This is a genomic window from Pseudochelatococcus sp. B33 (genome assembly GCF_053570585.1).
Map to the genome: position 1 here is coordinate 42290 of NZ_JBSEFH010000032.1, position 15781 is coordinate 58070.

Sequence of the window (15781 nt, forward strand, 5' to 3'; positions counted from 1 at the left end):
CCACCGACCTTTGTGCCCGCCCCTGCGGCCACGGTCAATGACACAACATGGTGAGCGGCCCCAGCATGGTGAGCCGTCCCAGCGACTCAGCCGGCGGAAACGGCGAGGCCGTTGTCGATGGCGTGCTGGCGCAGGCTCTTCTGCGGGCGTGCGCCGATCTGCTGGATAATGTGCGCCGCCGCCAGCGCCCCGTGGTGGGCGGCGGTGCGCAGATCGAGATCCTGCGACAGGCCGAAGAGGAAGCCGGCGGCGAACAGATCCCCCGCGCCGGTGGAATCCACCACGCCGTCCACCGGATAGGCGGACACCGCGAGCGTCTCCTCGCGGCCGACGACGAGCGCCCCCTTCTCCGAGCGCGTCACGACGCCGAGCACGCTCTCCTCGCGCAGCGCCTCGACGGCGGTGTCGAAGTCGGACGTCTCGTAGAGGCTCTTGAGCTCGGTCTCGTTGGCGAACACGATATCGACGGTGCGCGTGCGCAGGAGGCCGATGAACTCCTTGCGGAACCGCTCGACGCAAAAGGCGTCGGAGAGCGTCAGCGCCACCTGCCGGTCGGCGCCGTGGGCGATGCGCGCCGCCTTGACGAAGGCGTCCTTCGCCTGCGGCGGGTCCCACAGATAGCCTTCGAGATAGACGATCGAGGACGCCTCGACCGTGTGATGGTCGATGTCGTCGGGCGTCAGATGCCGGCTTGCGCCGAGATAGGTGCTCATGGTGCGCTCGCCGTCCGGCGTCACGGCGATGAGACACATCGCGGTCGCCGGCCCGTCGGAGGCCGGAGCGGTGGGAAACGCCACGTCGAGCGAACGGATGTCGTGGCCGAAGCGCGCGCCGGCGTCGTCGTCCTTCACCTTGCCGATGAAGGCGGGCCGCGCGCCGAGCGACGCGAGCCCGGCGATGGTGTTGGCGGCGCTGCCGCCGGAGGTGTGCGTCGCCGGCCCGAAGGCGTCGAACAACGCGCGGGCGCGGGCCTCGTCGATGAGCTGCATGGAGCCCTTGACGAGGTTCTGCGCCACGAGGAAGTCGTCCTCCGCGCGGGCGATGACGTCGACGATCGCGTTGCCTATTCCGAGCACATCATAGCGGGCTGTCATGTCGTGTCCTGTTCTCCGTCCGCAGAGGGCGCCAGATGTCCGAGATGGACAAGGCGCCCCAAGCGGGTAGGGCGAAACAGGGTGCCAAGTCAACCGTATACCGTGCCGGAAGGCGGGTATCAGCCGATGATGTGATAGCCGGCGTCGATGTGGATCAGTTCGCCGGTGATGTTGCGGGCGTGATCCGAGGCGAGGAAGGCCGCGAGCGCGCCCACATCCTCGATGGTGGCGAGGCGGCGCAGCGGCGAACGTTCGGTCGCCTGCTGCAGCAGTTCGTCGAAATCGCCGATGCCGGAAGCGGCGCGGGTGAGCATCGGGCCCGGCGACAGCGTGTTGACGGTGACGCCCTTCGGGCCGAGCTCCGAGGCGAGCTCGCGCGTGGTGGCTTCGAGCGCTGCCTTGACCGGCCCCATGATGTTGTAGTGCTCGACGACCTTTTCCGCGCCGTAGAAGCTCATGGTCAGGGCCGAACCGCCGTTCCTGAACAGCGGCTCCGAGCGCCGGAGCAGGCGGATGAAGGAATGGACGGAGATGTCGACGGCGATCTGGAGGCCCTCCACCGAGGTGTCCAGGACACGTCCGTGCAGGTCGGCGGCGGGCGCGAAGGCGATCGAGTGCACCAGCGTGTCGAGCACGCCCCACCGCTCGGTGATGGCCGCGAACAGCGCCTCGGCCTGCTCCTCGTTGCGCACGTCGAGCGGCAGGAAGATCGGCGCGTCGATCGACTGGGCCAGCGGCTCGACATAGGGCTTCGCCTTGTCGTTGAGATAGGTCAGCGCCACGTGCGCCCCCGCCTGGTGCAGCGCCTTGGCCACGCCCCACGCGATGGAATGCTCGTTGGCGACGCCAACGACGAGAGCATGCTTGTTGGACAGATCAATCATGTCGACGGCCCCCCGAATTGAAGCGGTAACTCGGACTATGGCACAGCTTGCATCAAGCATGATGACAACGTTTCACTATATATTGCAATTGCGAAGAGCCGCCGTGTCGCCGATGTAACAAAGCGGTCACGGCTTTCTCCGGCGGCGGGGCGGAATGCCCTTTCCACGCGGCGCAAACGGGCCCATATTGCTGTCATGGCCAACACACCCAAAAAATCCGGCTCTTCGGCTTCCGGCGCGGCGCGCGGCAGAGGCAGTTCGTCCGCGCGGTCGTCGTCGAAGGCGTCGAAGCCGCCGGTGACGCCGCTCGACCCGTTTCTGGCCGAGCTGCTCAATCCCGCGCTGAACGGGCGGCGCGGTTCCGGGCAGGAGGGCTTGAGGCAGGAGGGCTTAAGGCAGGACGATTTGAGGCAGGACGGTTTCGGCGAGGCGCCGCAGGCCGGCTACCGCATCGAGGGCGAGCCCTTCTCCGACCCGGAGCTGGCGGCGACGTTCGGTCTCGGCGACGAGCAGGCCGAGAAGCTGTCGCGAAAGCCCGTGCGGGGACGCAGCAAGGACTTGCGCGGCAAGGACCTCACCGCCACGCATGCGGCGGCGGGTTCGGGCGTGTCCGCCACCGTCGAGGCGCTGACGCAACTGCTGGAGAACGGCAATCCGTTCATCAGGAACGGCGAGGTGTGGACGCCGCACCGGCCCGAGCGGCCGGAGAAGTCGGAAGGCGGCATCCGCTTCCGCATGCAGGCGGATTTCGAGCCCGCCGGCGACCAGCCCGCGGCCATCGCCGAGCTGGTCAAGGGCGTGCGCGACAACGAGCGCGATCAGGTGCTGCTCGGCGTCACCGGCTCCGGAAAAACCTTCACCATGGCCAAGGTGATCGAGGAGACGCAGCGCCCGGCGCTCATCCTCGCCCCCAACAAGACGCTCGCCGCCCAGCTCTACGGCGAGTTCAGGAGCTTCTTTCCGGACAACGCGGTCGAGTACTTCGTTTCCTACTACGATTATTACCAGCCGGAAGCCTATGTGCCGCGCTCGGATACCTACATCGAGAAGGAATCGTCGATCAACGAGCAGATCGACCGCATGCGCCATGCCGCCACCCGGGCGCTTCTGGAGCGCGACGACGTCATCATCGTCGCCTCCGTCTCGTGCATCTACGGTATCGGCTCGGTCGAGACCTACACGGCCATGACTTTCTCGGTGAAGGCGGAGGAGCGCATCGAGCAGCGCCAGCTCATCGCCGATCTTGTGGCGCTGCAATACAAGCGCACCGGCGGCGACTTCATCCGCGGCACGTTCCGCGTGCGCGGCGACGTCATCGAGGTGTTCCCGGCCCACTACGAGGACCGCGCCTGGCGCATCTCGCTGTTCGGCGACGAGGTGGAATCCATCGCCGAGTTCGATCCGCTCACCGGCCAGAAGACCGCCGATCTCGGCTTCGTCAAGCTCTACGCCAATTCGCACTACGTGACGCCGCGCCCGACGCTGCTCCAGTCCATCAAGGGCATCAAGGACGAGATGCGCCGGCGCGTGGACGAGCTGAACCGTATGGGCCGCCTCCTGGAGGCGCAGCGGCTGGAGCAGCGCACGGTCTTCGACATGGAGATGATGGAGGCCACCGGCTCCTGCGCCGGCATCGAGAACTATTCGCGCTATCTCACCGGCCGCAAGCCGGGAGAGCCGCCGCCGACGCTGTTCGAATACCTGCCCGACAACGCCCTCGTGTTCGCGGACGAGAGCCACGTCACCATCCCGCAGATCGGCGGCATGTACCGGGGCGACTTCCGCCGCAAGGCGACGCTGGCCGAATACGGCTTCCGCCTGCCGTCGTGCATGGACAACCGGCCGCTGCGCTTCGAGGAATGGGACGCCATGCGGCCGCAGTCGATCCACGTATCGGCGACGCCGGGCAAGTGGGAGATGGAGCGCACCGGCGGCGTGTTCGTGGAGCAGGTCATCCGCCCCACGGGCCTCGTCGACCCGCCGGTCGAGATCCGGCCCGCCCGGGCGCAGGTGGACGACCTGCTCGGCGAGGCGCGCGACGTGGCGGCGCGCGGCTACCGCACGCTGGTTACCGTGCTCACCAAGCGCATGGCCGAGGACCTCACCGAATACCTGCACGAGAACGGCGTGCGCGTGCGCTACATGCACTCGGACATCGACACGCTGGAGCGCATCGAGATCATCCGCGACCTCAGGCTTGGGGCTTTCGACGTGCTCGTCGGCATCAACCTGCTGCGCGAGGGGCTCGACATCCCCGAATGCGCGCTGGTCGCGATCCTCGATGCCGACAAGGAAGGTTTTTTGCGGTCCGAGACCTCGCTGATCCAGACCATCGGCCGCGCCGCGCGCAACGCTGACGGGCGCGTCATCTGCTACGCCGACACCATCACCGGCAGCCTCGAGCGCGCTATCGCCGAGACCAACCGCCGCCGCACCCGCCAGCTCGCCTTCAACGCGGAGCACGGCATCACGCCGCAGAGCGTGAAGAAGCGCATTGGCGACATCCTGGAGTCGGTCTACGAGCGCGACCACGTCACCGTGGATACGGGGCTGACCGAGAAGGCGGCGGTAGGCCACAACCTCAAGACCGTCCTGGCCGATCTCGACAAGCGCATGCGCGCGGCTGCCGCCGATCTGGAGTTCGAGACGGCGGCGCGCCTGCGCGACGAGATCAAGCGCCTGCAGGCTACCGAGCTCGCCATCGCCGACGATCCGCTGGCGCGGCAGGAAGAGGTCGAGGACCGGGCGGGCAGCTATGCCGGCGCGCGCAAGTACGGCGCCTCCGCCAACCTGCCGCCCGGGGTTGTCGGCAACGGGACCGACGGCGCGTCGCGCGCCCGCAAGCCGACGCTCGACGAGATGGGGCCGGGCAAGGAAGCGGCGCCGCTGGGTGCTGCGGACTACAAGCCGCGCTCCACTGGCGGCTGGCCCGGCAAGACGACCGTCAAGAAAGGCGGCCGGCGCAAGACGAAACCGCGCTCCGGCTAGAGCGCGTTCCGATCCAATGGAATCATTTGATCGATAAGAATTCGTTCAAAATCAAAGAGATAGACCATGTCAGCGTTTCTGTGAAACGCTGACATGGTCTAGTGACCGGGGGCACAATGAGAAAGCGGCGGATCGTCTCCGCCGCTTCGTTCATTCGGGCTTGTCCGGGGACCTGCCGCGTCGTCACGCCTGCTGGATGGCGGACACCAGCCAGTCACCGCCGCGCATCCGGCGAAATGTCCAGATTTCCGTCGCCGTCACCGGCGTCGTCGGGTCGCCCTCGACCAGGGCATTGGTGGCGCGGTCGAACGTGGCGTCGCGCAGCGAGAACTTCATCGCCACGGTCGCGTAGTCGCTGTCGCCCTCGCGCCATGCCTCCGACAGGTCGCCCTGCAGGAAGTTGACGTCCGAGATGCGGTTGACGACGCCGTTCGAGGCGTTGGCGGTCAGTTCTTCGGTGAGATACGAGGCGACCTCGGGCGTGGTGTAGCGGCGCAGCGCCGAAAAATCCTCGCGCGAGTAGGCGTCCTGCGTTTCGTGCAGCAGGCGCTCGAACGCCGCATAGTCGGCGTCGAAGATGTCGACGGGCCGGGTCGCGGCGGCCTGCGCCCCACGGCCGGCGCCGGCGCCCAGACCGAGGCCCGAAAGGCCCGACGGCCCGCAGCCACCCGTGCCGGGACCGGCGGAGCGGGCATAGGCATGACCCTGCGGCCCGCCGGCCGTGGCTTCCTGCCGGCGACGGAACCAGTTGAGGGCGAAGCGCACCAGCAACACGATCAGGCCGATCTGCAGCAGCAGGCCGAGCAGCGAGCCGAGGCCGGACATGCCGCCGAACAGGCCGGCGCCCGACAGCAGTCCGAAGAGGCCGGCGCCGAGCAGGCCGCCCATCAGCGCGGCGCCGAAGCCGCCGCCGAAGAGGCCGGGGCGCTGCTGGGCGACGGCATTGGGCTGCGTGGCGCGCGTGGCAGCGCCCGGCGCGGGCTGGGGCGTCGCCGAGCGCTGGATGGGGGCGGCGGCCGGCGCGGTATTGGTGGGGGCAGGGGTGCTGTAGGTACGCGTGCCACGGCTGCCGAAGCTGCCGCCGCGGCCAACGCGGGCCTCGGCGATTCCGGCCGTCAGGAACAGGGCGGCGGCTACAGCGGCCAGAATTCGGCCTCGGCGGGACAACGACATTACGATCTCACCTCACGGAATTGGTTGGGTTATCGGGCGGCGCTGATGACGCCACCTTTGATTTATGTCGAATATGGGGTGAAATACGGAATATTGAAAGCGTAGCGGACGCGCGATAGCGCATTTTTTGGTCAACGCGGACGAACTTTTGATATCGGCTGGCGGCACGGGCCGGAACGGTCGGCCGACGAAGGAGCTGGAATGACGAATCGCCTGCGCTCGCTGCTGCATGTGCCGGCCGCGTCCTCGGGGTCGCTCGACATCGCGGCAACGGCGGCGGACGCGCTCATCGTCGATTTGACCGGCGACGGCGGGCATCCGGCCGCCGACCGCGGACCGGTGCGCGACGCCATCGCCGCCGCTGGCGGCCGGCTGCGGGTGTTCGTGCGGGTCAATGGCGTGGCTTCCGGCCGGCTGGCGGAGGATCTGGCGGCGGTGCTGCCGGCGCGCCCCTTCGGCGTGATGCTGTCCGGCGTTGCCGGCCCCGCGGATGTCGAGCAGCTCGGCGCGCGCCTGCGGGTGAGCGAGGCCGAACTCGGCCGCCCGGACGGCGAGACACGCATCATCCCGGTGCTCGGCGCGCCGGCGGGCGTGCTGGCGCTGGCGGGAAGGCCGTGGCCGGCGGGGCGTATCGCGGCCTATGCCTGGGAACCGCCTATGCCGGGCTGGCGCGTTCGCCCGCCGTCGCGCGGCCGGCCGGCCGACGTCACGCGCCTCACCCGCAGCCTGACCGTGCTCGCCGCAAGCCACGCCGGCGTGCCCGCCATCGATCCGCCCGCGGACACGGATGAGGCGGACGAGGCCTTTCGCCGCGCCTGCCTCGCGGCGCTGCGCGAGGGCCTCGGCGGCAAGGTCGCCCGCAACGAGGCGCAAGCCGGCATCGTCAATGCCGTGTTCTCCGGCGAAGATGCCGCGCGGGCTTGAGCGACGCCCTGCGCGACCGGTGGAAACCGAAAGCGTCGGCATTGTAGCCAAAATGAGACGCTTCTGCTGTATGATTAAGCAGGAGCAGCGAAAGCGGTACGCCCGCCTTGCATTCATGCTTGAGTAACGCAATCACTGTAGCAACAATGGCCACGGTTGCCGCTGGCCGGCGGCGTTGGTGGATCAGTCATGCCGCTCTGGCGCGGAGTTCGAGTCGATGGGAGCTATCATGCGTTCGTTTATCGCCAGCGGTGCTTTGGCCGCCGCCGTATCCGCCATGCTTCTGACCGGCGCTCCGGCTTTTGCGGCCGATTACGGCTCCTACGGCGCGCCGCAGGCGAGGGGGAGGGTGCTGCCCGGCGACATACCCCCCGCCGAGGAACGGCTGCTGCGCTTCTCGGGCCACGTGCCCGCGTGCGACGACCCGCGCGTGCTGCGCCATATCGCGAAGCGGTTCGCGCACCGCGAGGCGCACTTCTGGAATTCGTCGCTGACCATTCAGGATTTCGAGCGCGTCCGCGAGGTGGCGTTGCGGCCGTGGGGCGATTCGTTCATCCCGCGCCGCTTCTGCACGGCGGTGTCCCAGGTGTCCGACGGCTACAGGCGCACCGTGCATTATTCCGTGCGCGAGGCGCTGGGGCCGATCGGCATCGGCAGCGACGTGCAATGGTGCGTCGTCGGCCTCGACCGCCATTTCTCCTTCGCACCCGCGTGCCGCGCCGCACTGCCCTGACCGGCGGCCGCTTCCCGGCGCGCCCGGCGAGCATGCATCGCCATTTCGTGCGCGCCCTGCTGGCGGCCGTGCTGGCCTTCGCCGGCGGGCCGGCGGCCGCGCAGCAGGCGGACAGGGGCGGTCGGCCGGGAGTCTTCGATTTCTACGTGCTGGCGCTGTCGTGGTCGCCCGGGTTCTGTGCGCTCGAAGGCCGCGCCGACGGGCGGAACCAGTGCGCCGCCGGCAAGCGTCGCACCTTCGTGGTGCACGGGCTGTGGCCGCAGTTCGAGCGCGGCTACCCGCGCGAATGCGCGACCGGCGACGCTTCCCTGTCGCGCAATCCCTCCCGCCGGGCCATGGGGCTCGCCGCCGGCATCTTTCCCGAGCCGGGCCTCGCCCGTCATCAATGGCGCATGCACGGCACCTGTTCCGGCCGCATGCCGGAGGACTATTTTCGCGATACAGCCCGCGCCCGCGCGCTGGTGACGGTGCCCCAGGCCCTGCAGGGGCTGCGCACCGACAGGCGCGTGTCGCCCGACGCCGTGGAAAAGGCCTTCATCGCCGCCAATCCCGGTCTGCGGCCGGACATGATCGCGACCGCATGCCAGCGTGGCAGGCTGCAGGAGGTCCGCATCTGTCTCGAGCGCGATCTCTCGGGTTTTCGCACCTGCGCCGAGGTCGACCGCAACGGCTGCCGCGACCGGAACATCACCATCGACGCGCCCGAGTGACAGACCGGCGGCGGTTGAGCGCGGAGCGAAACTCTGCCATTGATCCGCCACCATGAATTACCGTCACGCCTACCACGCCGGCAATTTCGCCGATTGCATGAAACACGCGCTTCTCGCGCGCATTCTGCTGCACCTGATGCAGAAGGAGACGCCGTTTCGCGTCATCGACACCCACGCGGGGATCGGCCTTTACGATCTCGGCGGCGTGGAAGCCGGCAAGACGCTCGAATGGCAGGCGGGCGTCGCGCGGCTCCAGGCGCCGCTCGACGGCGCCGCCGAGGAGCTCCTCGTCCCCTATCGCGACGTGCTGCGCGAGGTGCGCGCCCGGTTCGGCGAGACCTTCTATCCGGGCTCGCCCATGCTGGCGAGCCTCCTGCTGCGCCGGCAGGACCGGGCCATCTTCGTGGAGAAGCATCCGGCCGACGTGCGCACGCTGGAGACGAATCTCGGCCGCGACCGTCGCCTGAAAGTGCTCGAACTCGACGGCTGGACGGCGCTCAAAGCCATGATTCCGCCAATCGAGCGGCGCGGCGTCGTGCTGGTCGATCCGCCGTTCGAGGTGGAGGGTGAGCTCGTGCATCTGGCGTGCGCGCTGGTGGAGGCGCGCCGCAAATGGAACAGCGGCATTTTCGCCGGGTGGTACCCGATCAAGGATCCGGCGCAGACGGAGGAACTCGCCGACATCCTGCGCGCCTCGGCCGTGCCGAAGATCCTGCGGCTGGAATTGCTCGTTGACCGCGCGGACGATCCCGCGCGGCTCAACGGCTGCGGCCTCGTGGTGATCAACCCGCCCTGGAAACTGGCGCAGGAGGCCGACATCCTGCTGCCCGCGCTGGCCGGGCGGCTGGCGCGCGGCACGCATGCCGGCTTCCGCTGCGACTGGCTGGCGGGCGAGCAGGGCTGAGCACAGGAGGGACATCTCCCGGGAAGTGCCCGGGACACAAAAAAACCCGGCAGCTTGCGCCGCCGGGTTGAGTTCTACCGGTCCCGAGGGGATCGGCGATGGGATCAGAACGAGTCGAACTTGTAGTTCAGGCCAGCGCGGACGACGCCGAACTCGGTGTCCTTGCGCTTCTGGTAAACCGGCAGGAAGTGGTTGCGGTCTTCCTTGCCGAGGTTGACGTACAGACCTTCGACGCGAGCCGTGATGTTGTCGGTGATCGCGTACTCGATACCACCACCCAGCGTCCAGCCGGTGCGGGTGTCGTTGTCGTTCTCGTAGTAGAACCCGTCGTAGATGAAGCCGTGGCCGCCGCCGCCGCCGCCGTAGGCGAAACCGCCGGTGCCGTAGATGAGCGCGCGGTCGATGGCGAAACCGAGGCGGGCGCGAACGGTGCCGAACCACTCGATGCCGGCTCCCGATGCGCCGAAGAAGTCGGTGTTCGGGTTCCAGGTAACGTAGGCATTGTTATTCTGCTTCAGGTCGGCATAGTTGATGTCGGCCTCGATACCGGCGACGAACTGGCCGAACTGGTAGTTGTAGCCGATCTGGCCACCACCGGTGAAGCCGCCGTCGTCGTTGCCGGTGTTGACGAAGACCGTGCCGTTCCAGACGTGGTCGTCGTTGTTGCTGTTCCAGGCGTAACCGGCGTTCACACCGACGTAGAAGCCGGTCCAGCTGAAGATCGGAGCGACGACCGGAGCGACCGGCTCGATCTGGCGGCTGGGAAGGTCGGCAGCGATAGCGGCGCCCGAGGCGACCAGGCTGACAGCGGCAACCCCTGCGAGAAGAACCTTTTTCATCACTCACTCCTTAAAAGCTATCTCATTCATCAAACGGCGGAAGCCATCCGTGAAGTTGCCCCATACATACCTCAACTTGTGCTGGTCGTCTGTGTTTTTCCTGCCACAGCGACATCGCCAATAAAGGCGGGAATATGTCGTTATGGCGAAAGTTAAAGGAGCGGTCCGTGCCGCGTGAACGCTAGACTTGCCGGCACTCTACATTTAACATATTGCAAGTGCAAGGTATTTTTCGGAGGGGCCTGTCACGCATTTCCACCGGTGAGCCGTGTACTCGTATTCCTGCATGCGATATTGGCGCGACGTGACGCTGCGCCTAATATCCGGCATGGATAACAAATAGTTAAGAGCCTTTGTTCCATCCGGATTGTTGAATAAGCCGGCAAAAATACGACTATCGTCGGGAGGCGGCCGGCACCGGTATCCGGCGCCGCGCAGTGCCTTCGGGCGTTCACCTGTGTGCGGGGATGCACGCCGCACGCGCCCGGGGTTGCGGGGAGCGGCGCGTCGTGTCAAAGCGAAAACAGGTGATACCATCGGCTGGGTCTTCAATAGATTGCGAAATCTTCGATCAACGCCGAAGGTTTATCGCTCAAGCGCCGTGCGGGCTTGACCAAAGGCCGGTGAGTCGAGCCCGTCGGCTTTTGGTGTGAGGTTACGGATCGATGACGCAATCGCCGCTGCCGTTGTCCATTTTCATCATCGCCCGCAACGAGGCGGACCGCATCGGGCGTTCCATCGCGGCCGTCAGCGATCTGAGCGACGACATCGTCGTGGTCGATTCCGGTTCCACCGACGGCACGCAGGCAATCGCCGAAACGCTCGGCGCGCGGGTGATCCATAACGACTGGCCCGGCTATGGCCCACAGAAGCGCTTCGCGGAGGACCAGTGCCGCCATCTCTGGCTGCTCAACATCGATGCCGACGAACTCGTGCCGCCGGACCTCGCGGCCCAGATCCGCGCCCTGTTCGACAACGGCGGGCCGGACGTCGACGCCTACGAGATCCGCATCGCCGAAGTATTTCCGGGAGAGAGCGCCCCCCATCCCCTGGCCTATGCGCTCGCGCCGGTGCGCCTCTACCGCCGCGACAAGGGGCGCTACGCCTCCTCGACCGTGCACGACCGGGTGCAGCTTGCGCCGGGCAGCCGGGTGAAACGGCTCAAGGGCGTCATCCATCACTTCTCTGTGCGCTCGCTCGGCGACCAGCTCGCCAAGCTCAACAGCTACACTGACGCCCTGGCGCTCGATCTCGACAGCCGTGGCGCGAAGGTGTCGATCTTGCGCCTGTTCGTCGAGTTCCCGGCCTCCTTCATCAAGGCCTATATCGGCCGGCGGCATATCGTGCGCGGCGTCTATGGCTTCATGACCGCCATGAACTTCGCCTTCTTCCGCTATCTGCGCGTCGCCAAGCACGTCGAGCGGCGGCTGCTGGCGCGCCAGAACGAGGCGTCGAAGCCGGCGCCCGCGCCCTCGGCCACGCCGGTTTCCGCCTCCGCACCCGCCCCGGCGCAGAACGACGTCACCGAGGGAGAGCACCACGCATGACGGAGGCGGTCGCGCTCGTGACGGGCGGCGGACGGCGCATCGGCCGCGCCATCGTCGAAGCCCTCGCCGATGCCGGCTTCGCGGTGGCGATCCATTATCGCAGCTCGCGGGAGGAAGCCCGGGACCTCGCCGCCGCCGTGACCGGGAACGGCGGCCGGGCGGTGGCGCTCGACGCCGATCTCGCGGATGCGGCCGCGGTTGCGACGCTGGTGCCGCGCACGGCCGCGGCGCTGGGGCCGGTCACGCTGCTGGTCAATTGCGCATCGATCTTCGAGCCGGACGACGTCGCGACGCTGGGCGTCGACCTGTGGGAGGAGACGTTCGCCGTCAACCTGCGGGCGCCGGTGCTGCTGGCGCGCGATTTCGCCGCCGCGCTGCCGCCGGATCTTGCGGGAGCGATCGTCAACATCCTCGACCAGCGGGTGCTGCGCCCCAACCCGCAGTTCTTCTCGTATACGCTGACGAAGAGCGCGCTCGCGACCGCTACCCGCACCATGGCGCAGGCCCTGGCGCCGCGCATCCGCGTCAACGGCGTCGCCCCCGGCCCGACCTGCGCCGGGCGCCGCCAGTCCGGGGAGGATTTCGCCCGCCAGCGCGCCGGGACGCTGCTTGGGCACGGGCCGACGCCGGCCGATGTCGCCGGCGCGGTGCTCTATCTCGCCAGGGCCGCGGGCGTCACCGGGCAGATCCTGGCGGTCGACGCCGGCCAGAGCCTGCAATGGCGCACCGTCGACGTGGACGGGATCAGGGAATAGGCAGGCCGTCTTTCGGCATCAGCCCTTGTTCAGCGAGCCGAGGAACGTCTCGGCCTCCTGCGCGAGATTGTGGGCGTCGCCGGCGAGGCGTTCGGACACCGTCTCCACCTCGACGCCGGCCCGGCGGGCGTGGTCGGAGGCCTCGATGACCTGATTCATGTTCGCCGCGATGCGCGCGGTCTCGTCGGCGGCCTGCTGGATGGAGCGGGAAATGTCGGCGGTCGCGGCGAGCTGCTGCTGCACCGAGGCCGCGACAGCGCCGGCGATGGCGCTGATCTCGCCGATCGTCGCGCCGACGCTGGTGATCGACGCGGCCGTGTCGGAGGCCGCCTGCTGGATCTCGGCGATGCGGCCGGCGATCTCGGCCGTCGCCTGCTCGGTCTGGGCGGCGAGCGACTTCACCTCGGTGGCGACGACGGCGAAGCCGCGTCCGGCATCGCCGGCGCGGGCGGCCTCGATGGTGGCGTTGAGCGCCAGAAGCCGCGTCTGCGCCGCCACCGCCTGAATGAGCCCCACCACCTCGCCGATGCGCCGCGCGACCTCGGACAGCCCCTCCACCGCCGCGTTGACCTCGCCGGCCTGGTTCACCGCCTCGCGCGCCACCTCGGCGGAGCGCTCCACCTGGCGGCTGATCTCGGCGCTGGTGGCGGACAGCTCCTCGGTCGCGGCGGCGACGGTCTGGGTATTGGCGGAGGCAAGCTCGGCCGCCCTCGCGGAGGCGGCGGCGTGCTGATGGGTCAGCGTCACCGTCTCCGTGACCGAGCGGGCGCCGGCGCCAAGCGCCGCGATGGATTGCGACACCGCGTCGACCACTTTCTTGACCGACAGGTCGAAGCCGCTGGCGAGCTGCGAATCGTAGGTCGCGCGCGCCGCGTCGAGATAGGTCGAGATGGCGATGTCCATGTCCAGCATGACCGCGCGCGCGACGGAATTCATCATCCTGAGCGCTTTCTCGCGGCCGGCGGCCGGGTTGAGGCGGCTTGCCGTGATGCGGGAAACCAGCGTGTTCAGATGGTCGAGGACGATGAGATAGCCGCCGATGTAGCGCGACGGCTCCAGCCCGATCCGGCTGTGCACCATGCCGATCTTCTGCACCGAGGTGACGTACTCGTCGTCGAACTTGCCCGAGAACAGGCGGTCCCAATGGGCGATCTGCCCCTGGCGCGCGTGTTGCACGGTGGCCTGCGCCTTCTCAGGCGTGGAGCCGAACAGCAGGGCGATATCCGGACGCGCCATGATATGGGCGTAGAACGCGTCGAGGATGCCGGGCATTTCCTGCTTGACCGCCGGATAAAGCTCCCGGAGCGTTGCCGTCACCTCGGCATCGATCCCCAGAAAGGCAACGCGGTCGGATATGTCTATCATGCCAATCGCCTTGTTGTGATGGCCGCCTCGCCCCCGCCCGCCGGAGCCGCAGCGTCCCCTGCCGGGCAGGGGACACGGGATGCGGCTTGCCCGGATCGGGAAGAATGCGGCGGATGCTCTTGCCTGAAGCAATTCACATGCATCATAGCAAAATATAATAAACAAAATGAAATATTTTTGAAATAACTTAAATATTGTTGTTATGATGAGAATAAATATTTCAATTCAATAACAATTAAATATTGCAATCATCAATTATATTATTATGTAATAAATAGGATATAAATTTAAATATTATCTGTATATTTCATTTTTTGTTCTTGGACATCAACCGTTGCTGCGCGCGTCCGAAAGTTTGTGGATGAACGTCGAGGCTTCGTTGTGCAGGCGGCCCGCCTCGGCGCTCAGGGCGTCGACCTGCGCCGTGACCCGTTCGCCGGCGAGCCTCGCCGCGTCGGAGGCCGCGAGAAGGTCGCCGACGTGGCGGCCGATGGTCGCGGTTTCCACCGCGGTCTGCTGGATGGAGCGGGTGATGTCCGAGGTGGCGGCGATCTGCTCGCTGATCGAGGCGGCGACGGAAGCGGAGATCGCGCCGATCTCGTCAATGATGGCGCGGATGCCGCCGATGGCGTCGACGGTCCGCCCCGACGCTTCCTTGATCTCGGCCATGCGGGCGGCGACGTCCGCGGTCGCGGCTTCGGTTTCGCTCGCGAGCGCGTTGACCTCCGAGGCGACGACGGCGAAGCCTTCGCCGGCCTTGCCTGCCCGCGCGGCCTCGATGGTGGCGTTGAGCGCCAGAAGGCGCGTCTGGCCGGCGATGTTCTGGATGAGCCGCACCACCTCGTCCACGCGCGCGGCGATCTCGGCCAATCCGTTGACGACGAGGCCGGCCTGTTGCGCGCCCGCCGTCGCGCGGCCGGTGACGTCGGACGAGCGGTCGATCTGACGCGCGATCTCGTCGCTGGTGGCCATCAGCTCCTCGGCCGCAGCGGCGATGGCGTTGGTGGTGCCGGCCGCCTCGTCGGCGGAACGCAGCGACGCCTCCGCCTGCTGCCGGGTGTCGGCGACGCCGGCGGTGACCGCGTGCGCGCTCGCCGCCATCGCCCGGGTCGATGTCACGACGTCGGCGGCCACCCGGTTGACGGTGTCCTCGAAGCCGTCGGCGATGCGCCGGTTGAGGTTGTCGTGGATGGCGTCGAGGTAGATGGAGATGGCGAGGTCCATGTCGAGCATGACGGCGCGCGATGCGGCGCTGATCATCCGCGAGGCGGTTTCGGCGGCCTGCATGGGGCGCAGCCGGCTCTCGTACCGGCTGCTGATCGCGGCGGTGAGCCCCTGAAGCAGGATGAAATAGCCGCCGATGTACCACGAGGGCTCGAGGCCGATGCGGCTGTGGGCAAGGCCAATCCGCCGCGCCGACGCGACGTATCCGGCGTCGAAACCGTTCATGAACAGCTCGCGCCAGTGCGCGACCTGCGCCTGCTTGGCGCGGGCGATGCCCGCCGTCCGCTCTTCGGGCGTCGCGCCGAACAGGGCAAGAAGATCCTCGCGGCGGCTCAAGGTGTCGTAGAAATCGTCGAGTACAGCGGGAATGCGGCTCTCGATGAGCGGGAACAGCTCACGCAGAAGATCCACCGTGGCGGCGTCGATCTTGAGGAAAGCCTTCTTGCTTTGAATGGAATCGATCGTCATGACGGCTCACCCGCGGACAGAATTCGGACTGTTTCCGGGGTGAAGAAGTCATCGCAAACTGTTGATAATCGCAATATAAGACTTAACGGCCTAGCGCTCGCAGTAAAAATATGGTATTGATTTGATTTGATTTGATTTGATTTGATTTGATTTGATTTGATTTGATTTGATTT

At 67.2% G+C, this 15781-nt stretch carries 13 protein-coding genes; 7 read left to right on the top strand and 6 right to left on the bottom strand.

Annotated elements, in window-relative coordinates:
- Window positions 1-86 precede the first annotated feature (86 nt).
- Both ACUSIJ_RS26065 and fabI read right to left on the bottom strand, forming a co-directional pair.
- On the bottom strand, window positions 87-1094 hold the full coding sequence (locus ACUSIJ_RS26065; protein ID WP_449311337.1) for an adenosine kinase: 1008 nt from the start codon (window positions 1092-1094) through the stop codon (window positions 87-89).
- A gap of 119 nt (window positions 1095-1213) precedes the next feature.
- Window positions 1214-1978 (bottom strand): enoyl-ACP reductase FabI, encoded by a 765-nt coding sequence (gene fabI, locus ACUSIJ_RS26070; protein ID WP_449311338.1) that lies wholly within the window; start codon window positions 1976-1978, stop codon window positions 1214-1216.
- A gap of 195 nt (window positions 1979-2173) precedes the next feature.
- Here fabI and uvrB point away from each other — a divergent pair, with 195 nt between their 5' ends.
- Window positions 2174-4966 (top strand): excinuclease ABC subunit UvrB, encoded by a 2793-nt coding sequence (gene uvrB, locus ACUSIJ_RS26075; protein ID WP_449311339.1) that lies wholly within the window; start codon window positions 2174-2176, stop codon window positions 4964-4966.
- Window positions 4967-5149: 183 nt separating this feature from the next.
- On the opposite strand, the gene ACUSIJ_RS26080 is transcribed toward uvrB, so the two are convergent.
- Window positions 5150-6145 carry a Tim44 domain-containing protein gene (locus ACUSIJ_RS26080; protein WP_449311351.1) on the bottom strand — a complete coding sequence of 332 codons (996 nt, stop codon included), beginning with the start codon at window positions 6143-6145 and terminating at the stop codon, window positions 5150-5152.
- Between the two features lie 195 nt (window positions 6146-6340).
- Here ACUSIJ_RS26080 and ACUSIJ_RS26085 point away from each other — a divergent pair, with 195 nt between their 5' ends.
- From ACUSIJ_RS26085 to ACUSIJ_RS26100, 4 genes are all read left to right on the top strand, one after another.
- On the top strand, window positions 6341-7063 hold the full coding sequence (locus ACUSIJ_RS26085; RefSeq protein ID WP_449311340.1) for an aldolase/citrate lyase family protein: 723 nt from the start codon (window positions 6341-6343) through the stop codon (window positions 7061-7063).
- A 229-nt stretch (window positions 7064-7292) separates the two neighbouring features.
- Window positions 7293-7796 carry a hypothetical protein gene (locus ACUSIJ_RS26090; protein ID WP_449311341.1) on the top strand — a complete coding sequence of 168 codons (504 nt, stop codon included), beginning with the start codon at window positions 7293-7295 and terminating at the stop codon, window positions 7794-7796.
- A gap of 32 nt (window positions 7797-7828) precedes the next feature.
- Complete coding sequence (locus tag ACUSIJ_RS26095; protein WP_449311342.1) at window positions 7829-8506, top strand: ribonuclease T2 family protein; 678 nt, start codon at window positions 7829-7831, stop codon at window positions 8504-8506.
- 52 nt (window positions 8507-8558) lie between these two features.
- Window positions 8559-9410, top strand: a complete 852-nt coding sequence (locus ACUSIJ_RS26100) for a 23S rRNA (adenine(2030)-N(6))-methyltransferase RlmJ (RefSeq protein WP_449311343.1) — start codon at window positions 8559-8561, stop codon at window positions 9408-9410.
- A gap of 104 nt (window positions 9411-9514) precedes the next feature.
- Here the strand turns inward: ACUSIJ_RS26100 and ACUSIJ_RS26105 are convergent, their stop codons facing one another.
- The gene (locus ACUSIJ_RS26105) at window positions 9515-10249 is read right to left on the bottom strand and encodes an outer membrane protein (RefSeq protein WP_449311344.1); all 735 of its coding nucleotides are present in this window, start codon (window positions 10247-10249) and stop codon (window positions 9515-9517) included.
- Window positions 10250-10914: 665 nt separating this feature from the next.
- On the opposite strand from ACUSIJ_RS26105, the gene ACUSIJ_RS26110 reads away from it, so the two are divergent.
- Both ACUSIJ_RS26110 and ACUSIJ_RS26115 read left to right on the top strand, forming a co-directional pair.
- Entirely contained in the window at window positions 10915-11796 is an 882-nt protein-coding gene (locus tag ACUSIJ_RS26110; RefSeq protein ID WP_449311345.1) for a glycosyltransferase family 2 protein, read from the top strand.
- Complete coding sequence (locus ACUSIJ_RS26115; RefSeq protein WP_449311346.1) at window positions 11793-12551, top strand: SDR family oxidoreductase; 759 nt, start codon at window positions 11793-11795, stop codon at window positions 12549-12551. Before ACUSIJ_RS26110 ends, ACUSIJ_RS26115 begins: the two co-directional genes overlap by 4 nt.
- An 18-nt stretch (window positions 12552-12569) precedes the next feature.
- Here the strand turns inward: ACUSIJ_RS26115 and ACUSIJ_RS26120 are convergent, their stop codons facing one another.
- Window positions 12570-13916 carry a protoglobin domain-containing protein gene (locus tag ACUSIJ_RS26120; RefSeq protein WP_449311347.1) on the bottom strand — a complete coding sequence of 449 codons (1347 nt, stop codon included), beginning with the start codon at window positions 13914-13916 and terminating at the stop codon, window positions 12570-12572.
- A gap of 327 nt (window positions 13917-14243) precedes the next feature.
- Window positions 14244-15608 (bottom strand): protoglobin domain-containing protein, encoded by a 1365-nt coding sequence (locus tag ACUSIJ_RS26125; protein ID WP_449311348.1) that lies wholly within the window; start codon window positions 15606-15608, stop codon window positions 14244-14246.
- Window positions 15609-15781 lie beyond the last annotated feature (173 nt).